Source organism: Mediterraneibacter torques, from assembly GCF_044591705.1.
Lineage (GTDB): Bacteria > Bacillota > Clostridia > Lachnospirales > Lachnospiraceae > Mediterraneibacter > Mediterraneibacter torques.
In genome coordinates this window covers 817,121-843,024 of sequence record NZ_CP172594.1, presented here as the reverse complement: position 1 = coordinate 843,024, position 25,904 = coordinate 817,121, and the positions used below count along the sequence as shown (strand labels likewise).

The following is a 25,904-nucleotide window of genomic DNA, read 5'->3' as shown; positions in this document are numbered from 1 at the left end:
TGAGCATTTATTCTTTGCCATCTAGTATCCTCTCTGCGATCCGGTTTGCATTTTCATAAATGTCTTCCACGCTTTCCCCGATTTTAAACTTCCCGTTTTGATAAACAGCTCTCCCGTTTATCATCGTCATTTTTACATTCAGCTTACTGGCGCTGTACACAACATTTTTTTCAATATTTTGTATCGGCTGCATATTCGGCTGCATCAGATCTATCATAATCAAATCTGCGTATTTTCCTTCTGCAAGTATATCACAGTTGTCAAGTCCCATCGCGTAAGCTCCGTTGACAGTCGCCATTTTCAGTACGTCTGCTGCCGGAACAGCCTCCGGATCATTATGAACTACTTTTTGAAGCCCTGTCACAAGAAACATTTCTTTAAACATATCAAGGCAATTATTACTTGCCGGTCCGTCTGTTCCTATAGCAACCGGAATTCCTTTTTCAAGATACGTTTTGACCGGGGCAATTCCGCTTGCCAGTTTTAAATTAGAAGCCGGATTTGTAACGACACATATTTTTTTCTTTTTCATAATGTCAAAATCTGCTTCATCTAAATGAACGCCGTGGAATAATCCTCCTCCGTTTTCAAAAAGGCCGAGAGAATCCATATATGCGATCGGTGTCATACCTGTTTTTTCCCGACATTCCTCCACTTCTCTTTTTGTCTCCGAACAATGGACATAAACAGGCTTTTTATATTTTCCGGCAAGCTGCGCGATCCCTTCCATCAAATTGCGGCTTGTCGTATATTCTGCATGAAATCCGAACTGATAGGACAAAAGCGGAGTTTCTTCACATTGATACCGAAAATAGTCTTGCTCCATCTCTTCTAAAGTACCGCCGAAATCATTGATATCTCCGCAAAAAACCATTCTAAAGCCCAGTTCTTCTGCCGCTTTTGCACTGTCTTGTTTTAATTTATACATATCAAAAGCCGCCGTAATCCCGCTTGTCAAATATTCCAAAATCGCAAGTTTTGTCAAATGATATACGTCATCGGATGTCAGCTTTGCTTCTGCCGGAAATACCTTATCAAAAAGCCATTCCTGAAGTTTCATATCATCTGCATAAGAACGCAGAAATGTCATAGCAGAATGAGTATGCGCATTTTTAAACCCGGGCATAATCAGATTTCCCTCTGCGTCGATTTCTTCGTCCCATTTTTCTTCTTCATTTAAAGCCGGTTTTTCTGTCCGCTCACTTTTTTCCGTTTTGGCTTCTTTTATGCGGAAAATCTTTCCGCCGTCAATATAGATCTCACCTTTAAAAACAGGTCGTTTTTCTTCCATTGTCAAAATTCTTGCATTGTATATTCTCGTCCTCATCCGTTTTCTCCTACTCTGATCTTTCATCCTCGCACATCTTTTCAATCGATCTTGTCACAAGACGTTCAAACTCCTGAGCTCTTCGATCTGCCACAGCCTGTACGTCAAGATGGCTTAATTCTTCACCCGACAATCCGCTTGCCATATTAGAGACGCATGAGATCCCGCACACCCGTATTCCCGCATGACGAGCTGCCATCGCTTCGCACGCCGTACTCATTCCGACTGCATCTGCACCTAATATTCCATACATACGCACTTCTGCCGGACTTTCAAAATTCGGACCGGACGTCTGAAGATATACCCCTTTTTTCAAAATAATCTTTTCTTCCGCGGCAGTTTTCTCAATGATCTGATTCAGATTGGCATCATAGATTTTTGTCATGTCGGGAAATCTTTCGCCAAGTTCCGATACGTTCTCTCCGATCAAAGGAGACGGAACGAAAGATGAAATATGATCTGTGATCATCATAAAATCTCCTACCTGAAAATCACGATTGATTCCACCTGATGCATTCGTCAGAAAAAGAATTTCAATCCCCATACGCTTCATAAGACGCACCGGAAGAACAACCTCCTGAGGCGTATATCCTTCATAAAAATGAACGCGTCCTTTCATTACCATTGCAGGAACTTTCCCTATATAACCAAGGAGAAATTTTCCATCATGTCCCTGCACTGTTGAAACCGGGAACCCCGGAATTTGGTCATATGATATCTCTTTTACAACTTTCATATTTTTCGCATATCCCCCGAGTCCGGATCCTAAGATCAGACCGACGCGGGGGATAAAATCTGTCACTGTTTTACAATATTCATAGCATTTCTCAAGTTTGTCAAACTGCGTACTCATCTTACGCCTCCTATTGAATTCTTTTGTCATACTGAAAGCCTAGACTATTTTTATTTTCTTGTCAAGAACTGCTGTCAGATAATAATACATACCATGCCGCCATTTGAATCATTTACGATCTTCTGCATAGAATCCTGAAGTTTTACCTGGCTTTCATCATTAATCATCGCTATTTTATTTCTCATGCCGTCCATCACAAGCTCTTCTACTGTTTTTCCGAAAATATTTGTTCCCCATACGCCCTCCGGAGTCTCACTCTCTTTTTTAATGTATCCGGCAAGATCTTCCGCCTGCTTCTCATTTCCGACGATCGGTGCGATCTCTGTCTCTATATTTGCACGGATCATATGGATCGACGGCGCCTCCGAACGAATCTTTACTCCGAATTTACTTCCCTGTTTGATAATCACCGGCTCTTCAAGCCGGATATCTTCTTTTGACGGACTCACGACGCCGTATCCTTTCATTTTCACATCGGCAAAAGCATCTTTGATCCGGGAAAATTCTTCCCGCATTGCCGACAACTCTTTCATCACTGCCATAAGCTCATATTCGCCGTGAATCTCTTCTCCTGTCACTTCACTGATCACTTCATAGTAATAAGATTCGGCAAATTCAATTTTCACCTGTACTTTTCCCGTATCCATCTCGATCTTTTCCGTCAGGATACGCTCTATGTACGGTCCTTCAGCCTCAAAAGACCGCGACACGACACTTCGGATATCATCCATCGTCTCCATGATCTTTCTTACATGCTCAAAAAGATCTTGTTTGATCTTATGTTCCCTCGAAAGCATTTCCACCCATTTCGGCACATAAAACTCGACCTCTGTGACCGGAAATTCATAGAGAACCTGACGCATAATTTCATGGATATCCTCTTCTTTCATCTGTTCACAATTCACAGGCAATACTGCCGTTTCGTATTTTTCACGAAGTTCTTCCTGAAGCTTCTTAGATTCTTCTGTATATGGTTTCTTACAGTTAAGCAATATCATAAACGGCTTTCCTATCGCTTTGAGTTCTTTTACCGTCCTTTCTTCTGCCTGAATATAATTTTCCCTCGGCAAATCCGTAACGCTTCCGTCTGTCGTTACAACAATCCCTATTGTAGCATGATCCCGGATCACTTTCTGCGTCCCGATTGCAGCCGCTTTCGTAAACGGGATCTCATATTCAAACCACGGTGTCTTTACCTGCCGCTCTTCGTCCTTTTCAATATGGCCGGATGCTCCTTCTGCCATAAAACCGACACAGTCGATCATTCGTATCTTCACTTCCAGATCATCTGACAGCTTCACCCCCGCCGCCTCTTTCGGAACGAACTTCGGTTCTGTAGTCATAATTGTCGTACCGGAAGCAGACTGCGGCAATTCATCTTGCGTTCGTTCTTTTGCATGTATATCTGTCATATTCGGAAGCACTAAAAGATCCATAAACCGCTTGATAAATGTTGATTTGCCTGTCCGAACCGGTCCGACTACCCCGATATAAATTTCCCCGTTCGTCCTCGCCTTCATATCTTTGTATACTTGAAATGATTCCATAAAAATACCCCCTTGTTCTGCTGATACAATTTATGCATCCGCAAACGGGGGTATGACTTTATTTTTCCCATTGAAGCGCTCTATGCTCGGAACGCGACTCTCTAAGCATCAGGTCATCCACAGCTTCCGCCGGTGATTTCCCTTCAAAAAGCACTTTATTGACTTCTTCCACGATCGGCATGGGAACATCATATTTTTTTGCCAGCTTCGCCGCTGCCTTTGCCGAATAAACGCCTTCAACAACCATCTGAACTTCATCCATTGCTTCCTGCATTGACCTTCCCTGTCCGATAAGATATCCTGCTTTCCGGTTTCTGCTGTGGACGCTGGCGCACGTAACGATCAAATCTCCTATTCCCGTCAAACCTGTGAACGTCTCGATCTTCCCGCCCATCTTCACGCCCAGTCTGGCAATTTCCGCAATTCCGCGGGTAATAAGCGCTGCCTTTGTATTATCTCCGTAACCAAGGCCATCTGCGATTCCCGCTGCAAGAGCAATGACATTTTTCAAAGAACCGCCAAGCTCAATTCCTAAAATATCCGGACTTGTATATACACGGAACACTTTATTAATAAACGCAGACTGCAAATATTCCGCCGTTTTTTTTGTTTTTGCTCCGATGACACATGTTGTCGGAAGCTTTCTTCCGACTTCTTCTGCATGGCTTGGTCCTGAAAGAACCGCTACGTCCGCCTGAGGGATTTCTTCTTCGATCTGAGCAGACAATGTCAAAAGTGTACTCTCCTCGATTCCCTTTGCCACATCAACGATAATCTGACCTTTCCCGACGTAAGCTGACATCTTCTTCGCAGTTGCCCTTGTAAACGGCGACGGAACTGCAAGTACAAGAAAGTCTTTTCCCTTGACTGCCGATTCCAGATCACCCGTGATCGTCATGCCGTCGGAAAGTTTCACCCCCGGAAGCTTCGTCAGGTGTTCTCTCTTTTTATCCAGCATTTCAACTTCTTTTTCATCGATCGACCAGATCGTCACATGATGTCCGTTGTCAGCCAGAAGAACCGATAACGCCGTTCCCCAGCTTCCCGCACCGATTACTCCTACATTTGCCATAAATCAATGCCCCTTTCTTTTTGAACCGAATTTATTTTCTGTTCCTTTGACCAGACGCTTTATGTTCTCTCTATGGCGATACCATGCCAATGCAGTCAAAAGAACTGCGATCCCATATAGTTCATAACAGTAGCCTGCTTCCATATCGAACCATCCCCACTGTCCAAATAGGATCATTTCAATTAAAAATGCTGTGTATGCACAAAGAGAACCGACAGATATGTACCTTGTCACGATCACAGGAATAAAAAAGAATAATGCCGTAACAAGTATAAGAAAAAGACTCTGCGGCATATGCCACACACTGTTAATAAAGACAAGTCCTGCCATAACCGCAATTCCTTTTCCGCCTTTAAAGTTCATATAAAACGGAAAGTTATGTCCGAGAGTCACTCCTGCCCCTGCGTACATTACAAGCAACGGAAGACAATCGCTCCCCCGATACATAAAACGTACAATAAAATATGCAGCCACACATTTTAAAACATCTCCGAGAAAAGTGAAGATCCCCGCTTTCCATCCGAGCACACGAAGAGCATTTGTCGTTCCCGAATTTCCGCTTCCCTCTTTTCTGATATCTATATGGTTCATCTTACCGACCAGATATCCGGTCTGAAAAAGACCGCACACATATCCGACCGCAAGACAGATCAATCGTTCCATATTTCTTTACCCCTTTTCTTTCCGTTCTCTTATAAAGAATTTCAGGGAAGTTCCTCTAAAACCAAACGCTTCTCTGATCTTATTTTCCAAATACCGCGTATATGAAAAATGCATCAATTCCTTATCGTTTACAAAGATAACAAAAGTCGGAGGTTTTACCGCAACTTGCGTAATATAATAAAGCTTCAGTCTTTTTCCTTTATCTGACGGAGGCTGCTGCATTGCCACTGCTTCTGTCATAATCTCGTTTAAAACTCCGGTTGCGATCCGAAGTGTCTGATTCTCGATAACCATATCGATCATATCATATAACCGGTTCAATCTTTGACCGGTTGCTGCGGATACATACATAATTTCCGCATACGGCATATAAGAAAGCACCTGACGGATATCGCTTTCATACTCACGCATCGTTCTGTCGTTTTTCTCAATCGCATCCCATTTGTTCACAACGATGATCACGCCTTTTCCACGTTCATGAGCAATTCCCGCAATCTTTGCATCCTGCTCCGTCACTCCTTCTGTCGCATCGATAACCATAAGCACTACGTCTGCTCTTTCCACGGCTGTTACCGTACGGATAATACTGTAGCGTTCCAGTTCTTCTTTGATTTTATTCTTTCTGCGAAGTCCTGCCGTATCAATAAAAATATATTCTTTTCCGTTATGAAGAATCTCAGTATCAATGGCGTCTCTTGTTGTTCCCGCGATATCCGAGACGATTACTCGATTCTCTCCGAGCAGTTTATTGATAATCGACGACTTTCCGACGTTCGGTTTCCCTACGATCGCAACCCGCGGGCGGTCATCATCTTCCGCCTGAGCGCTTCCTTCCGGAAAGTTTTCCGCGACAATGTCAAGCATATCGCCAAGTCCCAATCTGGATGCTGCCGAGATCGGAACCGGATCCCCGATACCAAGATTATAAAACTCATATACATCTGCCATATATTTGTCAAAATTATCCACTTTATTTACAACAAGGACAACCGGCTTTCCGGATCTTCTGAGCATGTCCGCGACTTTAGAATCCGCATCCACAAGTCCCTGCTTCACATCAGTTATAAAAATAATAACATCCGCCGTATCAATCGCAATCTGAGCCTGCTCTCTCATCTGTGATAAAATGATGTCTTTGCTGTCCGGTTCTATACCGCCTGTATCGATCATTGTAAATTCTTTATCAAGCCATGTCACATCCGCATAAATCCTGTCTCTTGTCACTCCCGGAGTATCTTTCACAATAGAAATCATCTCTCCTGCCAAAGCATTAAAAAGGGTTGACTTTCCGACATTCGGGCGGCCGACAATGGCAACTACTGGTTTACTCATATTATTTTCCTTTCAAATCAATCTTTCGGTTTTGCAGTCCGGATCTGTCTGTTTTTCTCCGATCACCGCATCTATAAAATCCTGTCCGCTTGATTTTACAATATCAATAGGCACTTGTAAAGCGTCGGATACTTGTCTTACCGTAAAATCATCAAGAAACACATCTTCATCTGTCTTTAACATATTGCACGGAATGAGCAGTCTGCTGCCAAGACGCTCTCCTTTAAGCTGCGCTGTCAGATCCTGCGCCGTGATCAGTCCGGACACAGTAATGCGTTCTCCGAAAAAGTCGTTTCGGATAGAAAAGACATGAATTTCCAAATTAGGAAATTTCTCTTCTATCTTTTCCGCCATGGCGCTTATATAAGGATATGCCAGCTTTCCTGTGGCAATCGACAGTTCTTCCTGCCGCTCGTCTCCTGTAAGGCTTTTATACCCTTCTGTAAATTCTTCAAAAAGAAGACGGAGCATTCCGACCCCATTTTCCAACTGAAGATATCCGTCATACCGCTCTTCCTCCGGCACCTCCTGTCCTGCGAGCAAATACCACTCATCCCCTGCATGAATGAAATGAATTCCGTACTGCTCATAAATGCGATCCTGCCATTTGTGTATAACTGATAATACTTCTTTGGCATCCTCTTTCGTAAACGGCTCTAAATGATACAGACCGTCTCTGAACTTTGTAAGCCCTACCGGAACGACAGAAACGCTTCGAAGAAGCGGAATATATGCCGTCAGGTCTTTAATAGAACGTTCCAGCTCAGCCCCGTCGTTTTCTCCTTTGCACAGTACGATCTGTCCGTTCATTTCAATACCGCCTTCAAAAAGTCTGTCTACTTTTTTCAGCGCATCTCCCGCAAAACGATTGTGAAGCATCTTGCAGCGTAGTTGTGGATTCGTCGTTTGAAACGAAATATTGATCGGTTCTAACCTATACCTAATAATCCGCTCAATATCATGATCACTCATATTTGTAAGCGTCACATAATTTCCCTGTAAAAAAGACAATCTTGAATCATCGTCTTTAAAATAAAGAGTATCTCTCATTCCCTCCGGCATCTGATCGATGAAGCAGAACATGCACTTATTCCGGCAGGAACGATACTCATCCATCAACCCCTGCCCGAACTCTATTCCAAGCTGCTCGTCTGCATCTTTTTCAATCTCAAGCTCCCACTGTTCTCCGTCCTGTTTCTCAATCAAAAGTACGATTTCTTCGTCTTCCACGTAAAACTGATAATCAAAAATATCTTCAATCTCCTGACCGTCGATCGAAAGAAGTTTATCTCCGGGTTCAATGCCTAATTCCTCCGCAATACTGCCGGGCATGATTGATTTGACAATATGCTCATGTTTTTTTCCTGTCATTTGTTATTCCCCTTATTTGCTGTTCATTCTATCACATACTATAACACATTTAAACCTCTTCGCAAAGACTGTACTTCACCAATACAACATACATACAAAAGAAGCGGCGCTTGAATTTCAGGCTGAAAAATGATATGATTCTAGTGCTGTAAAGTCGTTTGCATTTTTCTATGCTCCGGCTTAAAACTCAATTTATACTATTATTTAACAGGAGAATACTATGTCAAATATCGAACTTTTAGAAAAAACTCTTCCGGCCGCACCGCTAAAACTCATTGCAATGGAAAGCTGCAGAGAACTCGGACAAAAAGTAAATGATTATATTGTTTCTTTTCGTGAAAATACAATCAACGAAGTATCCGAATCTTCTCTGTATGTAAACTACAAGTCAAACAACTATCTCGTAGACTGCTGCTGTCCCCGTTTTGGCACAGGAGAAGCAAAAGGACTTCTTAAAGAAACTATCCGGGGAACAGATCTTTTCATCATGACCGACGTTTGCAACCACAACCTTACTTACACTGTAAACGGACATCTAAACCACATGTCTCCTGATGATCATTTCCAGGACCTGAAACGAATCATCTCCGCTGCAACCGGCAAAGCAAAGCGTATTAACGTCATTATGCCTTTCCTGTACGAAAGCCGCCAGCACAAACGTACAAAACGCGAATCTCTTGACTGTGCGCTTGCTCTTGAAGAATTAAACGCAATGGGAGTTTCAAACATCGTCACTTTTGACGCCCACGATCCCCGCGTACAAAACGCGATCCCTCTAAGCGGATTTGACAGCTTCAATCCGCCGTACCAATTTATGAAAGCGCTGTTTCGCGCCGTTCCTGATCTTATCCCCGATAAAGATCACCTTATGATCATCAGCCCTGATGAGGGAGCGATGCACCGCGCCGTTTATTTTTCCAATATTCTCGGTGTCGATATGGGAATGTTTTATAAACGCCGTGACTATTCTACAATCATCAATGGTAAGAATCCGATTGTGGCTCATGAATTTCTCGGCGATGACGTTGCCGGAAAAGATGTTATCATCGTAGATGATATGATCGCTTCCGGAGGAAGTATGCTTGATGTCGCAAAACAGTTAAAAGAAAGAAAAGCAGGCCGTGTATTTGTATGTACAACTTTTGGTTTATTCACCGAAGGATTTGAAAAATTTGACGAATACTATGAAAAGGGATATATCAATAAAGTTATTACGACAAACCTTACATATCTGCCTGCAGAATTATACAAAAAACCATATTTCGTAAAAGCAGATATGAGTAAGTTTCTCGCTTTGATCATTGATTCTCTTAATCACGATATTACAATCGGTGCTGTAATGAATCCGACAGACAAAATTCATGCTCTGCTTGAAAAATATGCCCGCGGCGAACAGATTTGATCGTGCATACAGTATAAAATATATTGTAACTAATTGATTTTAAAAGACCGGCGCTTGAATGTTTGTTTGCTATACAATGAAACTTAGAGCTATAAAAACGGTACAGTCAAAAGATTCTTTTATCTTGAGACTGTACCGTTTTTATAGTTTCCAAATGTATCCCTCATCGCTTTGCAAACTTAATACAGTTTAGCACCGATCAATCTCGGACGGTATCCTTTTTTCTCTAATGCTTTTAGTATCTCCTGCTTGTGTTCTGTTCCAAATGCCTCCATCGTAATACGAAGCTCTACTGCCGCATTTCTGTTTGTACTTACAAATTGGTTATGCTCCAGCTTAATTACATTTCCCTGAGCTTCTGCGATTGTCTGCGCCACCTGGACAAGTTCACCCGGTTTGTCAGGAAGAAGTACAGATACAGAAAAAATCCTGTCGCGTTGGATCAATCCATGCTGTACAATAGATGACATCGTAATTACGTCCATATTACCGCCGCTTAATACACAGACTACCTTTTTCCCTTTGCAGTCAAGCTGCTTCAATGCCGCTACTGACAAAAGACCTGAATTTTCAACGATCATCTTATGATTCTCTACCATGTCAAGAAATGCGCCGATCAATTCATCATCTTCTACAAGAAGAACGTCGTCTACATTTTCCTTAACAAAGGGCAGAATTTTATCTCCTACAGCTTTCACGGCCGTTCCGTCCGCGATCGTATTGGCGCTTTCAAGTTGTACGACTTCGCCTGCCGCAAGCGCCGCTTTCATACTTGCCGCCTCTGCCGGTTCTACTCCGATTACTTTTATTTTCGGATTCAACATCTTAGCCAGCGTCGCAACGCCGGAAACAAGTCCGCCTCCTCCGATCGGAACAAGAATGTAATCAACAGTCGGAAGTTCCTGAACGATTTCCATTGCGATCGTTCCCTGGCCTGTTGCTACATCTATGTCATTAAACGGATGTACAAACGTATATCCCTCTTTTTCTGCCAGCTCACACGCATAGGCATAAGCATCGTCATAGACATCTCCGTGCAGGATCACTTCCGCGCCGTAGCTCTTTGTACGGTTCACTTTTATAAGAGGTGTAACCGTAGGCATAACGATAACTGCTTTACAGCCAAATTTTTTTGCGGCAAAGGCAACGCCCTGAGCGTGATTTCCCGCCGATGCCGTGATCAGTCCTCTGCCTCGTTCTTCATCCGATAACGTACTGATTTTATAATAAGCTCCTCTGATCTTGTATGCTCCGGTATGCTGCATATTTTCCGGCTTTAAATAAACCTTTCCTCCGCTTTGCTCGCTTAAATAATCACTGTACACAAGCTTTGTAGAATTCGTCACTTTTTTTACAAGCTCGCTGGCTTCTTCAAATTTCTCCAATGTCATCATTTTTCTTCATCCTCTCTGTAAAACAATGCGTTTACAAACTCATCTGCATCAAATTTCTGAAGATCGTCTATCGTCTCTCCGACTCCGATATATTTTACGGGAATTCCAAGTTCTGCCTGAATCGCAACTGCAATTCCACCTTTTGCCGTTCCGTCCATCTTTGTAAGAATAACACCTGTAATGTCTGCCACTTCATTAAACTCTTTTGCCTGTGCCAAAGCATTTTGTCCTGTTGTCGCATCTAATACGACAAGTGTCTCCCGAAAAGCTTCCGGATACTCTCTGTCGATCACACGGTTGATCTTCTTAAGTTCCTCCATCAGGTTCTTTTTATTGTGAAGTCTTCCTGCCGTATCACAGAGAAGCACATCTGCATGACGTGCTTTTGCCGCAGCTACCGCGTCATAGATTACAGCTGCCGGATCTGCTCCTTCCTGCCCTCCGATCATATCTGCATCGGCACGGTTCGCCCATTCTCGAAGCTGTTCTCCCGCCGCAGCACGAAAAGTATCGGCTGCCGCCAAAACAACCTTTTTCCCCTGACTTTTCAACTTTCCCGCCAGTTTTCCGATCGTAGTTGTTTTCCCGACTCCGTTTACTCCGATCACAAACACGACAGATGTTCTGTTTTCAAACTCATATGCCGTCTCTCCTACATCCATTTGTTCCCGGATACTGTCAATCAATAATTGTCTGCACTCAATCGGTTCTTTGATATGTCTTTCTTTTACTTTTGCCCGGAGGTCTTCTAATATTTCCATTGTAGAGTGTACTCCGAGATCGCCCATGATCAACGTCTCTTCCAGCTCCTCATAAAACTCCTCGTCTATTTTTGAAAAGCCATGAAAAATACTGTCCATCCCGGATACAATATTATCTCTTGTCTTTGCAAGACCTGATACAAGACGCCTGAAAAATCCTTTTTTTTCTTCCATTTATCTAATTAATTCCTTTCTCTGATTCCTTTATCAATTCTCAGCGATCCAATTTATCTTCCAAAAGATCGACTGAAACAAGCGTTGAAACGCCTTTTTCCTGCATCGTGATTCCATACAGTCTATCTGCTGCCGTCATCGTTCCTCTACGATGCGTAATTACGATAAACTGCGTATTTTTCGTCAGTTTATGCAGATATTGTGCAAAGCGGGTCACGTTATTATCATCCAGCGCCGCTTCAATCTCATCAAGAAGACAAAACGGCGACGGTTTTAAATTCTGGATCGCAAATAATAAAGAAATTGCCGTCAACGCTTTTTCGCCGCCGGAAAGCTGCATCATATTTTGAAGTTTTTTCCCTGGCGGCTGGGCAATGATACGGATTCCCGCCTCCAAAATATCCTCATCTTCCATCAACTCCAATGTTCCTTTTCCGCCTCCGAACAACTGTCGGAACACTGTGTTGAACTCTTCTTTTATTTTTAAAAACTGCTCGGCAAACTGTTTTCTCATTGCAGCATCTAATTCATCAATGATCTGCATCAGCGTCTGCTCCGCCTCGACAAGGTCGTCATGCTGATTTTTCAAAAATGCATATCTTTCGGAAATATTTTTAAAATCTTCAATCGCATTGACATTGACTGTGCCGAGTTTTCGGATCTCATTTTTCAACTCTTGTATCTGACGCTTCATATACGCAAGATCCGTCAGATTTTCGTCACGAAGCTTCATCGCATGATTGTATGTGATCTCATATTCTTCCCACATATAATTCATCTGCTTTTCAGACGCCGCCTCGTAAGATTGTTTTTGACTGTCCAGGCGGAAACATTCTTTATCGAGAGCCGAAATATGTTTTGACAAGTCTTCCCGCATTTGCAGAAACTGTTTATGCTTCCTGTTTAATGCATCTCTTCCCTCTGTCTGTTCTTTTATTTCTTTTTCAATTTCATCAAACAATTCTCTTGAATTATCAATCGTTCCCCGAAGCTCTTTTATCTTGTCTTCCTTTTCCTTAATCTCATCTGACGCATAATCTTTATTTTTATCCAATTCTTCCAGTTCTGCCTGAAACTTGACGATCTCTTCTTCAATACGTGAAATATTTTCCGATACGAAAAGATTCTGCTGTTCCATTCCTGCCAAAGATAAATGTGATTCTTCTGAGATCTTAAGCTGTTCACTCTCCGTATCTCTTTCTTTTTCAAGCAGAGCATGAAGTTCTTCGATCCGAAGATTGAGTTCTTTTTCTAAATTTTCAGATACCTCAAGTTCCATCCTGATCGACTCTTCGTTCTCTATTATCTCTCCTAACTCTCTTTCAAGCTTTCCTTGTTCTGCGACATAACCTGCACAGCTTTGTTTTGCCTCCTCCATACGCGTCTTCGTCTGCTCGGCATTCATCTTCGCTGTATTTTCGATGACCGATGCCTTTCTGAGTTCCTGACGGATATCATCTACCATATTGTAGCATCCCGCGCGTTCAGATTTAATCCTGCTTACATCTGCCTCGGCGGCATCCATATCTTTTTTCAGCATGGCTACCGTCTTTTCAAATTCTTCGATCTCTCGTCTTCTGCTCAGCAGGTTGCTGGAATTTTTAAATGCGCCTCCCGTCATCGATCCTCCCGGATTGATCAATTCTCCTTCCAAAGTAACAAGTCTAATCGACTGCTTATATTTTCTTGCAATGAGAATTCCGTCATCGATCGTTCTAACGACAAGGGTTCTTCCTAACAACTGCTCTGCCAGTCCGGTAAAACGCGCCTCTACATAAACAAGCTTATCTGCCGTACCGATCACTCCCGGTTCTTTAAGCGCTTCTTCATTGCGAATTCCGCCTCCGCCTCTCATACTTGTAAGCGGCAAAAATGTTGCCCGGCCGAACTTATTCGTCTTTAAAAAAGAAATCATTTTCTTGGCTGTATCTTCATTATCCGTAACAATATTTTGAATACTTCCGCCCAAAGCAGTCTCAATCGCAATCTCATATTCTTTATCGACTTTGATAATATCTGCAACAACGCCGATCAATCCCGGATTTTTATCCTTATTTGCCATCACTTTACGGATACTGTTTCCATATCCATCATAACGCTCCGTAATATTTTTCAGTGATTCCAGCCTGGATGCCTCTCTGTGATATGCTGTTCGTCCGACATTCAATTTTTCCTGTCTGACATTTAACTCTTCTTGAAGTTTTTGTATCTTCTGTTCATTTTCGGTAATCTGCATATTATAGAGCCGAATCTTATCTTGAATCTCAGACAACCGCTCTTCATGTTCATGCAGCTGCTCTTCCTGCTCTTTCGCCTTTGCCGACACTTCTAAAATATTTCTTGCAAGCACGGATTTTCTTGTTGATATTTGATCTCTCGTTGTATCAAAATGTTGGATTTTTGCTTTCGTAGAAGCTCTGTTTCCAAGAAGATCCATAATTTCCTGTTTCCGCTGTTCGATCTCTTCTGTATGCTCCGCAATCTGTGTCTGCACATCGATCAGTCGTTTTTTTACAACCGTATCTGCCTGCGACGCTTCACGCAGCTTTTCCGAAAGATTTTTCTTTTCTTCTTCAAAAGACGCTTTCTGCTCTTTTCTCATATTGATTTCCGATTGGACGGTATTCAACCGGTTATCATAATGCTCATCATTCATACGAGCCGTATTGATCTGTTCTCTCAATACATTGATCTGACCTTCCAGTTGCTGCTTCAGTAAATTTGTTTCATTCAAACGATTTTTTGCAGTTTCGATTGCAAGGTCGATCTCTTCTACTTCCTCTTCAATCGCCTCATACTCCGTTTTCATCTTATCATAACTGATATTTGACTCTTCTAATTCTAATGATGCGATCTCCAGTTTCTTTTGTGTTTCTTTTAAACAGTCACGGATCCTCTCTTCTTCCAAAAGGAACATATTAATATCATATGTCTTTAACTCTTCCTTTTTCTTTAAATACTCTTTCGCTGTTTCCGACTGTTTTTCCAAAGGTCCCAACTGCTTTTCCAGTTCCTGTAAAATATCGTTTACGCGGGTTAAGTTCATACGTTCTTCTTCAAGTTTCTTTACCGATAGGTTTTTTCTCCGCTTAAACTTTACGATTCCGGCAGCCTCGTCGAACAATTCTCTTCTTTCTTCCGGCTTCCCGCTTAATATTTTATCGATCTGTCCCTGACCTATAATCGAATATCCTTCTTTACCGATACCTGTGTCATAAAACATTTCATTAATATCTTTCAGCCGACAGGACGCTCCGTTGATCAGATATTCACTTTCTCCTGAACGGTACAGCTTTCTCGTCACAGTAACTTCTTCATAATCAACAGGCAATTTGTGATCCGCATTATCCAATGTGATCGCTACAGAGGCATAACTTAACGGTTTCCTGTTCTCTGTTCCCGAAAAGATTACGTCCTGCATCGTACCGCCGCGGAGCTGTTTTACCCGTTGCTCTCCCAGTACCCAGCGAACTGCATCCGCAACATTGCTCTTTCCGCTTCCATTTGGTCCGACAATACCTGTAATTCCGTTATGAAAGTCAAATTTAATCTTATTTGCAAAGGACTTAAACCCCTGCACTTCTATACTTTTTAAATACATAGAACACCTGCTTTATCTTTTTTTCAGCACATGAATCGCCTCATAGGCAGCCTGCTGTTCCGCCGCTTTTTTAGTCCTTCCTTTGCCTTTACCGTACGACCTGCCCCGGATCGTCAGTTCCACAGAAAATGATTTGTTATGATCAGGTCCTTCCTCGCCTATCAGATGATATTCTATCTCTCCTAGTTTTTCAGCCTGAACAATCTCTTGAAGGATAGTTTTACTATCATAAAAGAGTTTCTTATCTTCCTGATCCGTCAAAACAAAACGATGTATAAACTCTTTTGCATTAGTAAAACCACCATCCAGATATATTGCTCCGATCAAAGCTTCCAGTGCATCTGAAGTCACAGAATCACGAAAACGCCCTCCTGTTACCTCTTCCCCTTTTCCGAGAAGAAGATAGCTTCCAAGATCGATGTCTCTCGCGCACATAGCCAATGACTGCTCACACACCATGCTTGCCCTTGTTTTTGTCAGCTCTCCTTCCGGAACTTTCGGAGACTGCCGAAACAAAAACTCACTGGAAATCAGTTCTAAGACCGCATCTCCCAAAAACTCTAAACGTTCATTGCATCTGTATTTTTCCATCCGATGCTCATTCGTATAGGAACTGTGCATCATTGCCTGTTCAAGAAAAGAAAAATTTCTGAATCGATAACCTATCTTCTGTTCTAACTCTTTTAATTTCTTATGCATTTTCTACTCTTTCCCGGTGTCTTGCACCGTCCTTTATTTCTTTTCCATGTAAAACGAAAAAGCCCACAGGGGCTTTTTCATTTTACACCAAATTATTCCACTGCTTTTTTGATCTGATCAACAGCATCCTGAACTGTTGTTATTTTCTCCGCTTCTTCATTATCGATCTCAATGTCAAACTCTTCTTCGATTCCCATGATGATCTGGAATACATCAAGAGAATCTGCTCCGAGATCATCTACAAATGTACTGTCCGGTCTAATCTCTTCCTCACTTAAATTAAGAACTTCCGCGATAATTTTTTGAAGCTTTTCAAATTCCATAATATCTTCTCCTTACCTGATCTTTAAATATTTTCCTGATTTTTTTGAATAACTGACGTTATCTTTTCGTTGATCTTCTGCTCTTTAAATGTCACACATTGAATAATCGAATTACATACTTCTTTTGATGTCGAGCTTCCATGTGTTTTGACAACAAGACCTTTCAATCCGAGCAGCGGTGCTCCGCCATGTTCGCTTGTGTCGAAATCTTTCAACGTATCTTTCAAGGCCGGTTTCACCAAAAGACCGCCTATTTTGCTCTTCAGATTTGCCATCATACCACTTTTGATCTTCTTGACAAGCGCCCCTGCAACGCCTTCATAAAGCTTAAGGATCACGTTGCCGACAAAAGCTTCACATACGATGACATCTACATCGCCATAGGGGATCTCTCTCGCTTCCACGCTTCCGATAAAATTGATATCAGGACACTCTTTCAGAAGCGGAAACGTCTCTTTCACAAGGGCATTCCCTTTCTCTTCTTCCGCGCCGATATTCACAATGCCAACCGTAGGATTCTTCTTACCTACAACGCTCTCCATATAGATAGATCCCATCTTTGCAAACTGGACAAGATGAGACGGTCGGGCATCTACATTCGCTCCGCAGTCGATCAAAAGGGAAACTCCTTTCAGCGTCGGAATCAGCGGCGCAAGCGGCGGACGCTCTACCCCTTTAATCTTGCCGACAAGAAGCTGTCCTCCAACGAGAACCGCGCCTGAATTTCCTGCCGAAACAAAAGCGTCTGCCTCACCGTTTCTGACAAGTTTCATTGCCGTCACAAGAGAGGAATCTTTCTTGCTGCGGATTGCTTTTACCGGCGGCTCTGCAGTTTCGATCACTTCAGTCGCATTCACAATATGAATCTTTTCATCCGGATATGTATACTTTGCAAGTTCTTCCTTCAATATCTCTTCTTTTCCTGTGAGCAGAACCTGAATATCGTTCCGCTTTTGTACTGCTTCTACAGCGCCTTTTACCATCTCCACCGGCGCATTATCGCCGCCCATTGCATCAAGCGCTACTCTTGTCATGTCAGACATCTTCATTCCTCCTAACGCTACTGAAATCATTCTAATTGATATTATTGTAAAAATCAACTAAAAAATGTCCGTCGGACATCTTTTTATCATACGCATAGCAATAAAAAAAGGACGTAAAATCATATTTTACGTCCTCTTCATTCAATTCACGATTAGTCAACGGAAATAATCTCACGTTTATTGTATGCGCCACAAGCTTTGCATACACGGTGAGGCATCATGAGTTCGCCGCACTTGCTGCATTTTACAAGGTTCGGAGCGCTCATCTTCCAGTTAGCTCTTCTTTTATCTCTTCTTGCTTTAGAAGATTTATTCTTTGGGCAGATTGACATAGGTTACACCTCCTTAAAATTCTTAAATAAGTCACGGACAACTGACATTCTAGGATCAAGCCCCGTATCTTCACAATCGCAGGACTTTGTATTCAAATTTTGACCGCATACCGGGCAAAGACCTTTACAATCTTCCTTGCACAGTACTTTTTCCGGCCATCCCGACAAGATCTCATTACTGAGTAGTTTGTCCACGTCAAGATGATATCCGTCAATAAAGTTTGATTCATCCAGCTCCTCTGTCAGTTCTGCGTCGGAGAGACCTATGTCGACATGTTTTGCAAAATCTAAAGCAAATTCATATCTTACATCCTCCAAGCATCTGTCACAGGGAATGACCGTCACAAGTCTGGTATCTGCATAAATAAGCATTTCCTTTCCCCTGACATGTTCTACCCGGACATGAACCGGCTCACTCTCGACAATCGGATACTTCCCGAATTTCATCCGGATCTCTCCCATTGTAAGCGGCACAGTCTCTTCAACTGTCTTATGCTGGTCTGACAAAACGTCTGATAGGTTAATTAACATTGTTATTTACTCCTATTCATACCTGAATTATTATATCATGTAAATTCTGTTTGTCAACCGTCATTTTCATGAAAACACACAAAATATAGTATTTTCCATACGATCTTTAAGACAACTCAACTCATTTACTATTTTACAAGCGCCAATGTCTCTCTTGCAATCGCAAGCTCTTCATTTGTCGGAATAACAAATACCCTTACTTTTGAACCCGCTTTTGTAATCTCAGCCTGTTTTCCTCTCAAACCTGTATTTGCCTCTTTATCAAAGTCAACTCCGAGATATCCCAGATAAGAACACACCTGTTCTCTTACATAATCGTCATTCTCACCGATTCCCGCAGTAAATACAATATCGTCTACCCCATTCATTACCGCCGCATATGCTCCGACATATTTGGCAACATTATAGGAAAATACGTCCATTGCGATCTTCGCTTTTTTATCTCCTGAATTCATCGCATTTGTCAGATCACGGAAATCGCTTGAGAGTTCTCCCGAAATACCGAACACACCTGACTTCTTATTAAGAACGTCCATCACGCCTGCAATATCAAGATGTTCTTTCTCTGCGATAAATTCCATGATCGCAGGATCGATATTTCCCGAACGTGTTCCCATTACAAGACCTTCCAACGGAGTCATTCCCATAGAAGTATCTACAGATTGTCCGTTCATGACAGCTGTCACACTTGATCCGTTTCCGAGATGACATACGATCGTCTTCAGTTCTTCATACGGTTTTTCCATCACTTCCGCCGCTTTCTTAGATACGAAACTGTGGCTTGTTCCATGGAAGCCGTAACGTCTGATCTTATAATCCTCATAATAATTGTATGGAAGTCCGTACATATATGCTTTTTCCGGCATTGTCTGATGGAACGCCGTATCGAATACAGCTGTCATAGGTGTATTCGGCATAAGTTTTTCGCAGGCTGTAATACCGATCAAGTTTGCCGGATTATGAAGCGGCGCAAGATCATTACATTCCTCTATCGCTTTCTTCACTTCTTCTGTAATCACAACTGAGGATGCAAACTTTTCTCCGCCGTGTACGACACGATGTCCTACAGCTCCGATTTCATCCAAACTCTTAACAACACCCGTTTCCGGATTTGTAAGAGCTTCAATCACAAACTGAATTGCCTCTGTATGGGTCGGCATCGCCTTTTCCGACACCTCTTTTTCTCCGCCTTCCGGCTGATACGTCAGACGTCCGTCAATTCCGATCCTCTCACAAATTCCTTTCGCCAAAACTTCTTCTGATTCCGCGTTAATGAGCTGAAATTTCAATGAAGAACTTCCACAGTTGATTACTAATACGTTCATTACTTCTCCTCCATTTTTGTTTTTATAAACTATATAAACAGAAAGTTTTACTGAAACTCTCTATGTACTCGATCTTACTCTGCCTGTGCCTGCACCGCCGTAATTGCAACAACACCCACAATATCTTCTGCGCTGCATCCGCGTGACAGATCGTTGACAGGAGCTGCGATTCCCTGTGTAAGCGGTCCGTATGCCTCTGCCTTTCCAAGTCTTTGTACAAGTTTATATCCGATATTGCCGGCATCAAGATCAGGGAAGATCAACACGTTCGCTTTACCTGCCACTTCACTGCCCGGAGCTTTCGATGCTCCGACTTCCGGAACGATAGCGGCGTCAAGCTGAAGCTCTCCGTCTAATTTTAATTCCGGCGCAAGTTCGTGCGCGATCTTTGTTGCTTCTACAACTTTATCGACATCTGCATGTTTTGCACTTCCTTTTGTAGAATGAGAAAGCATCGCTACAATCGGTTCTTTTCCTGTCAGCGTCTCGAAAGATTCTGCGGAAGAAAGTGCAATGTTTGCCAGTTTTTCCGGATCAGGGTTTTGCTCAAGTCCGGCATCTCCGAAGATGAACGTTCCGTCCGCTCCCATATCACAGTCAGGAACAACCATTAAAAAGAATGCAGATACAAGTTTTGTTCCCGGCTTTGTCTTCAAGATCTGAAGACACGGACGAAGTGTATCCGCCGTAGAATGACATGCTCCGGACACCATACCGTCGGCGTCTCCCATTTTCACCATCATAACGCCGTAGTACAGATAATTATTCAGGAGGAGCTCTCTTGCCTGCTCTTCTGTCATTCCTTTTTTCTGTCTTAATTCAACAAGCTTTGCAATATACTCTTCTGTTTTATCATTTTTAGCCGGATCAACGATCACAGCGCCTGTAATATCATATGCGCCTTTATTTTTCTCGATTTCTTCTTCGTTTCCTACGAGAATCAAATCTGCAATCCCTTCTCTTAAGACCGTCTGCGCAGCCTTATAAGTTCTTTCGTCCTCTGTCTCAGGAAGAACAATCACCTTTTTATCAGCTTTTGCTCTTGCCTTGATTTCATCGATAAATCCCATGATTTAAAAGCCACCTTTCATTTTTCACAATTATATTTTTATTATAACGCAAAGGGATTTTGTATACAAGGGGATTCCATGTGCATTTTTAAGTACAATTTTATACAATTTCTTTTCATCTTTGTATGATTGTTATAAAAATATCAATCTTTGGTTTCTTATGCCCTTTGTTATTTGTTTTCTCTTCCCTTTGTTCTTTTCTTCCGTTCTTTTACCCTCACAGCCTAAACATCGTTGTTACGATGTTAAAATAAACAAGGATTGTGCATGTATCAAGAATTGTTGTAATAAGCGGAGCCGCCATGATTGCCGGATCAAGTCCGATCTTCTTTGCCAGAAGAGGAAGGATACACCCGATACACTTTGCCATCATTACAACTGCGATCATTGTAATTCCAAGGGCAACTGCCAGCATAATGTTACGATCATACATAATACAGATTCTTACCCCGTTCACAAACGCAAGAAGAGTTCCGACAACAAGCGCCACTCTGATCTCTTTAAAGATAACTTTAAAAATATCCGAAAACTCAATTTCGCCGACCGCAAGACCTCGAATAATCAGAGTCGAGCTTTGAGATCCGCAGTTTCCTCCCGTTCCCATCAACATCGGAATAAATGTGATCAAGATCGGCATCGCAGCCATCGCCTGCTCATAATATCCCAGTATTTCGCCCGTGATCGTTGCCGAAAGCATCAGTAGCATCAACCACGGCGTACGGTTTTTCGCCTGTTGGAAAACGGATGTTTCAAAATAAGAATCTTCATTTGGACTGACACCGGCCATAATACTGATATCTTCTGTCGTTTCATCCTGCAATACAAGCATCGCATCATCTACTGTTACGATTCCGACAAGACAGTCTTCATGATCAATTACGGGAATTGCTACTAATCCGTATTTATTGATCATATTCGCCACATGCTCCTGATCATCCAGTGTGCGGGCGTAAAGCACGTTTTCATCCATGATCTCTTCTATCAGTCTCGACTCTCCTGCCGTAAGAAGATCCTTTACATCGACCATGCCGATCAATCTTCTTTTTTCCGTCACATAGCATGTATAAATCGTCTCTTTATTAATACCGACCTGACGAATCTTTAAAATAGCATCCGCAACCGTCATCTCTTTACGAAGGCTGATATACTCGATATTCATAATGCTGCCCGCACTGTCCTCCGGATACTGCAAAAGCGCATTTATCTTCTTTCTTGTCTCTTCATCCGTTGCCATCAAAAGACGATCCACTACATTTGCCGGCATTTCTTCTAATACGTCGACGGTGTCATCAACGTACATCTCTTCCATAACTTCTTCCAACTCCGAATCCGTCAGCGCATTGATCAAATCTTCTCTCATGTCGCTGTTCATATCCGTAAACACTTCCGCCGCTTCTTCTTTTGCCAGAAGACGGAAGATCAAAATACGTTGTTTTTTGTCCAATTCTTCCAATGCATCTACAATGTCTACCGGATGCACAGACTCCAGTTCTTCCTTTAATTTTTTAAAATCATGCTTTTCAAGCAGTTCGATCATCTGCTCTACGTCAAGTCTGTTTTCCTGATCCATGCCTAACTCCTCATCTTCCAAGATATCTTTTTGTAACAATTCAGCCATAATAGGCACGCAGTGCGGTTTTATGAACAACACGGACTGAACCGTTACATATTCCACTGTAAAAATTCATCTTTTTATAGTATAATATGGCAGAAAATGATATACAAGGAGTTTCTTATGAAAATTGTAGGACTTATTACAGAATATAATCCATTTCACAATGGACATCTCTACCATATCCAACAGGCAAAACGTACAACCGGTGCCGACGCTGTCATCGTTGTTATGAGCGGCGATTATGTCCAAAGAGGTGTTCCGGCTGTCATGCCAAAGCGTTTAAGAGCCGAATCCGCTCTGGAATGCGGTGCTTCCGCTGTATTTGAACTTCCTGTCTGCTATTCTACCGGAAGCGCAGAATTGTTTGCCGAAAGCGCTGTCGCTTTGTTGGACCAGCTTCAAATTGTAGACTCGCTTTGTTTCGGGAGTGAATGCGGAGATTTAGATGCTTTATCCGAAATTGCAGACCTTCTCTGTCAAGAGCCAAAAGATTACCGTTCTCTTTTAAAAAAACATTTAAGAAACGGACTTTCCTTTCCGTGTGCACGCAGAAAAGCTTTGAAAGAATATCTTCCGGAAAAAAACTTTGCGGCTCTTTTAGATGAACCTAATAATATTCTCGGAATCGAATACCTAAAAGCGATCAGAAAATTAAAAAGCACGATCAAACCATATACGATCCTCAGAAAAGGCGCCCGGTATCACGACCAAGAACTCAGTACAGAGAATTTAAGTTCTGCATCGGCGATCCGTTCTCTTCTTTCGTATTCAGGATCTTCTTTAAGAAAATATGACGATCTGCCAAAGGGAGCTTTTGACGACACCGCCCCTTTTAACATTTTCGGAGAATTGGAATCACAAGTGCCGCAGTGCTGCCTGAAACTTTTAAAAGATTGCCACAAAGTTTCTTACCCGATTTATCAAAACGACTTTTCTCTTATCCTGAAATACAAATTATTAAACAAATATCCCGAAAACCTGCTTCGATACATGGATGTCTCTGAAGAACTGGCAAACAGAATCTGTTCCCGGCTTAATTACTTTTTCAACTACAAACAGTTCTGTGACCTTCTAAAAACAAGAGAACTTACGCAGACACGGATCAACCGGGCACTCCTTCATATAATGCTCGGAATAAAGAAAACAGACGTAGAGGAATATATTGATGGCGGATATCATTTTTACGCCCGCCTTTTAGGCTTTCGGAAAGACCGGGAAAAACTGCTCACACGCATTTCAAAAGAAAGTTCACTGCCGCTTCTTATCCGGTTGTCTGAAACCGAAACCATCCCTCCTCTAGGCCGCAAAATGCTTCGCAATGACATGCTTGCATCTAATTTATACACTTCCGTCGTCACCGATAAGTTTAAAACAGCCTTCCAAAATGAATACAAGCAGAAGGTGATCAAAATTTAATTTCCGCCAGACAAAAACATGCCCGCAGCGGTCTTTTTCCACCACTGCGGACATGTTTTTATTTTTCTGTTATTTCAATCATTACAGTCTCTTTGCGATTGCTTTAATAAACTGCTCGCTGTTGAGTACCGTCGGATTTTCAAGCGTTGTGATCAATGCGAGATCTTTTGTCATCTCTCCCGCCTCGATCGTATCTATCGTTGCTTTTTCCAACTTATCCGCAAACTCCATCAATTCGGTATTGCCGTCAAGTTCTCCTCTTTTTCTAAGCGCACCTGTCCATGCAAAAATCGTTGCCACTGAGTTTGTCGATGTCTCTTCCCCTTTTAAATGCTTATAGTAGTGGCGCTGAACAGTTCCGTGAGCCGCTTCATATTCATAGTATCCTTCCGGTGAAACGAGAACAGATGTCATCATCGCCAACGAACCAAAGGCAGAAGACACCATATCACTCATCACATCTCCGTCGTAGTTTTTGCATGCCCAAATATATCCGCCTTCTGATTTCATTACACGGGCAACCGCATCATCGATAAGCGTGTAAAAATACTCAATGCCTGCTTCTTTGAACTTCTCATCAAACTCAGCGTCATAAATCTCTTGAAAAATATCTTTAAATGTATGATCATACTTTTTGGAAATCGTATCTTTTGTGGCAAACCAAAGATCCTGCTTTGTATCAAGAGCATAAGAAAAACAGCTTCTTGCAAAACTTTCGATCGAACGGTTGATATTATGCATTCCCTGCACAATACCCGATCCGTCAAAATTATGTACAAGCTCTTTCGTCTCGCTTCCGTCCTCTGCTGTATATACAAGTTCAACTTTGCCGGCTCCCGGAATTTTCATCTCAGAACCTTTGTATACATCACCATATGCATGTCTTGCAATCGTAATCGGTTTCTTCCAATTCTTCACACACGGCTCGATTCCTTTCACCACGATCGGAGCACGAAATACCGTTCCGTCAAGAATCGCACGAATCGTACCGTTTGGACTTTTCCACATCTCTTTCAAATCATACTCATCCATGCGCGCTGCATTTGGAGTAATTGTAGCACATTTTACCGCAACCTTATATTTCTTGGTCGCCATTGCAGAATCAACCGTGACCTGATCGTCTGTCTCGTTTCTATGCTCTAATCCAAGATCATAATATTCTGTTTTTAGATCAATATACGGAATAAGAAGCTCGTCTTTGATCATTTTCCAAAGAATTCTTGTCATCTCATCTCCGTCCATCTCCACAAGCGGTGTCGTCATTTTGATTTTTCCCATTGTTATTTTCTCCTTTTTAATATATGAACTTTTTGCCCCCATCTATTCAACACATCTTCCGCTTATACAGCTTCCGATGTAGCTGTACTTTTTGCAATCTAATATCCCTGCTTTTTCAAATTTTGCATTACATGAATAATATGCTCATTAGCAAGCTGTTCTGCCATCTCTGCATCTCTGTCTTTGATCGCACGTAAAATCTGTCTGTGTTCACGTATCGACTTTCTGGCTCTTTCTTCTGATACGATCGATGATTTTCTGGCTCTTTGCACATAATTATGAAAATCCGTCAGAACATGTTTCAGCATTCTGCTTCCCGAAGCTTCATAGAGAACAGCGTGAAAACGACCATCCAACGCCGCAACCTGCTCCGTGCTGAAGCCGCTTTCCTTTTTCATTTGAAACTCTGAAAGAAGAAGCGATTCTTCCAACTGGTCAAGCTGCTCTTCTGTAATATGTTCTGCCGCCCAGCGGGCGCACAATCCTTCCAGCATCGAGCGGATCTTATAGATATCCCATATATCTTTATGAGATATACCCGATACATAAGCTCCTCTGTTCGGAATAATCGTCACAAGCCCTTCCAACTCAAGCTGACGAAGAGCCTCCCGTACAGGCGTCCGGCTCACTCCTAATTCTTTCCCTATCGCCGTTTCCCTAAGTTCGTCGTTTTCTTTATATGTTCCATTTAAAATATTATCCCTTATCTTCTGAAACACACGACTTCCAAGGGAATGATCCTGATATTCTTCCATCTGAAATCCTCCGACTATAA

At 42.2% G+C, this 25,904-nt stretch carries 22 protein-coding genes; 2 read left to right on the top strand and 20 right to left on the bottom strand.

Annotation, left to right across the window (positions count from 1 at the left end; genetic code table 11):
• Nucleotides 1-7: 7 nt before the first annotated feature.
• The 7 genes from ACH9UM_RS03785 to ACH9UM_RS03755 form a co-directional block, all read right to left on the bottom strand.
• On the bottom strand, nt 8-1,327 hold the full coding sequence (locus ACH9UM_RS03785; RefSeq protein WP_009242612.1) for an amidohydrolase family protein: 1,320 nt from the start codon (nt 1,325-1,327) through the stop codon (nt 8-10).
• Nucleotides 1,328-1,337: 10 nt separating this feature from the next.
• Nucleotides 1,338-2,180, bottom strand: coding sequence for a purine-nucleoside phosphorylase (locus ACH9UM_RS03780; RefSeq protein WP_009242611.1), 843 nt, complete (start codon nt 2,178-2,180; stop codon nt 1,338-1,340).
• A gap of 74 nt (nt 2,181-2,254) precedes the next feature.
• Nucleotides 2,255-3,727, bottom strand: a complete 1,473-nt coding sequence (gene spoIVA / locus ACH9UM_RS03775; protein ID WP_009242610.1) for a stage IV sporulation protein A — start codon at nt 3,725-3,727, stop codon at nt 2,255-2,257.
• A 58-nt stretch (nt 3,728-3,785) separates the two neighbouring features.
• Entirely contained in the window at nt 3,786-4,799 is a 1,014-nt protein-coding gene (locus ACH9UM_RS03770; RefSeq protein WP_004846193.1) for an NAD(P)H-dependent glycerol-3-phosphate dehydrogenase, read from the bottom strand.
• Nucleotides 4,800-4,802: 3 nt separating this feature from the next.
• Nucleotides 4,803-5,462 (bottom strand): glycerol-3-phosphate acyltransferase, encoded by a 660-nt coding sequence (locus ACH9UM_RS03765; RefSeq protein ID WP_004846194.1) that lies wholly within the window; start codon nt 5,460-5,462, stop codon nt 4,803-4,805.
• A 6-nt stretch (nt 5,463-5,468) separates the two neighbouring features.
• Nucleotides 5,469-6,794 (bottom strand): ribosome biogenesis GTPase Der, encoded by a 1,326-nt coding sequence (gene der, locus ACH9UM_RS03760; protein WP_004846195.1) that lies wholly within the window; start codon nt 6,792-6,794, stop codon nt 5,469-5,471.
• 12 nt (nt 6,795-6,806) lie between these two features.
• Nucleotides 6,807-8,165 (bottom strand): DUF512 domain-containing protein, encoded by a 1,359-nt coding sequence (locus tag ACH9UM_RS03755; RefSeq protein ID WP_004846196.1) that lies wholly within the window; start codon nt 8,163-8,165, stop codon nt 6,807-6,809.
• A gap of 220 nt (nt 8,166-8,385) precedes the next feature.
• On the opposite strand from ACH9UM_RS03755, the gene ACH9UM_RS03750 reads away from it, so the two are divergent.
• Nucleotides 8,386-9,567 (top strand): ribose-phosphate pyrophosphokinase, encoded by a 1,182-nt coding sequence (locus ACH9UM_RS03750; protein WP_004846197.1) that lies wholly within the window; start codon nt 8,386-8,388, stop codon nt 9,565-9,567.
• A gap of 179 nt (nt 9,568-9,746) precedes the next feature.
• Here ACH9UM_RS03750 and ilvA read toward each other — a convergent pair whose 3' ends face one another.
• The 11 genes from ilvA to mgtE all read right to left on the bottom strand — a co-directional run bounded on the left by ilvA (nt 9,747) and on the right by mgtE (nt 22,390).
• A complete protein-coding gene (gene ilvA, locus ACH9UM_RS03745; protein WP_004846198.1) occupies nt 9,747-10,961 on the bottom strand; it encodes a threonine ammonia-lyase in 1,215 nt (404 codons plus the stop codon).
• A complete protein-coding gene (gene ftsY, locus ACH9UM_RS03740) occupies nt 10,958-11,896 on the bottom strand; it encodes a signal recognition particle-docking protein FtsY (RefSeq protein WP_004846199.1) in 939 nt (312 codons plus the stop codon). The genes ilvA and ftsY overlap by 4 nt, the downstream gene beginning before the upstream one ends.
• A 40-nt stretch (nt 11,897-11,936) precedes the next feature.
• Nucleotides 11,937-15,497 (bottom strand): chromosome segregation protein SMC, encoded by a 3,561-nt coding sequence (gene smc / locus ACH9UM_RS03735; RefSeq protein WP_004846200.1) that lies wholly within the window; start codon nt 15,495-15,497, stop codon nt 11,937-11,939.
• 12 nt (nt 15,498-15,509) lie between these two features.
• On the bottom strand, nt 15,510-16,196 hold the full coding sequence (rnc, locus tag ACH9UM_RS03730; protein ID WP_004846201.1) for a ribonuclease III: 687 nt from the start codon (nt 16,194-16,196) through the stop codon (nt 15,510-15,512).
• 92 nt (nt 16,197-16,288) lie between these two features.
• A complete protein-coding gene (gene acpP, locus ACH9UM_RS03725; protein ID WP_004846202.1) occupies nt 16,289-16,519 on the bottom strand; it encodes an acyl carrier protein in 231 nt (76 codons plus the stop codon).
• 23 nt (nt 16,520-16,542) lie between these two features.
• A complete protein-coding gene (gene plsX / locus ACH9UM_RS03720; protein WP_009242604.1) occupies nt 16,543-17,562 on the bottom strand; it encodes a phosphate acyltransferase PlsX in 1,020 nt (339 codons plus the stop codon).
• Between the two features lie 152 nt (nt 17,563-17,714).
• Nucleotides 17,715-17,894 (bottom strand): 50S ribosomal protein L32, encoded by a 180-nt coding sequence (rpmF, locus tag ACH9UM_RS03715; RefSeq protein WP_004846204.1) that lies wholly within the window; start codon nt 17,892-17,894, stop codon nt 17,715-17,717.
• Nucleotides 17,895-17,897: 3 nt separating this feature from the next.
• Nucleotides 17,898-18,425 (bottom strand): DUF177 domain-containing protein, encoded by a 528-nt coding sequence (locus ACH9UM_RS03710; RefSeq protein WP_004846205.1) that lies wholly within the window; start codon nt 18,423-18,425, stop codon nt 17,898-17,900.
• A 128-nt stretch (nt 18,426-18,553) separates the two neighbouring features.
• Entirely contained in the window at nt 18,554-19,750 is a 1,197-nt protein-coding gene (locus ACH9UM_RS03705) for an acetate kinase (protein WP_004846206.1), read from the bottom strand.
• 74 nt (nt 19,751-19,824) lie between these two features.
• Complete coding sequence (gene pta / locus ACH9UM_RS03700; RefSeq protein WP_004846207.1) at nt 19,825-20,820, bottom strand: phosphate acetyltransferase; 996 nt, start codon at nt 20,818-20,820, stop codon at nt 19,825-19,827.
• A 217-nt stretch (nt 20,821-21,037) separates the two neighbouring features.
• Nucleotides 21,038-22,390 carry a magnesium transporter gene (mgtE, locus tag ACH9UM_RS03695; RefSeq protein WP_009242601.1) on the bottom strand — a complete coding sequence of 451 codons (1,353 nt, stop codon included), beginning with the start codon at nt 22,388-22,390 and terminating at the stop codon, nt 21,038-21,040.
• 165 nt (nt 22,391-22,555) lie between these two features.
• On the opposite strand from mgtE, the gene ACH9UM_RS03690 reads away from it, so the two are divergent.
• Nucleotides 22,556-23,851 carry a nucleotidyltransferase gene (locus tag ACH9UM_RS03690; protein WP_009242600.1) on the top strand — a complete coding sequence of 432 codons (1,296 nt, stop codon included), beginning with the start codon at nt 22,556-22,558 and terminating at the stop codon, nt 23,849-23,851.
• 81 nt (nt 23,852-23,932) lie between these two features.
• Here the strand turns inward: ACH9UM_RS03690 and ACH9UM_RS03685 are convergent, their stop codons facing one another.
• On the bottom strand, nt 23,933-25,129 hold the full coding sequence (locus tag ACH9UM_RS03685; RefSeq protein WP_400091991.1) for an NADP-dependent isocitrate dehydrogenase: 1,197 nt from the start codon (nt 25,127-25,129) through the stop codon (nt 23,933-23,935).
• 98 nt (nt 25,130-25,227) lie between these two features.
• A complete protein-coding gene (locus ACH9UM_RS03680; RefSeq protein ID WP_004846212.1) occupies nt 25,228-25,884 on the bottom strand; it encodes a GntR family transcriptional regulator in 657 nt (218 codons plus the stop codon).
• Nucleotides 25,885-25,904: the final 20 nt, after the last annotated feature.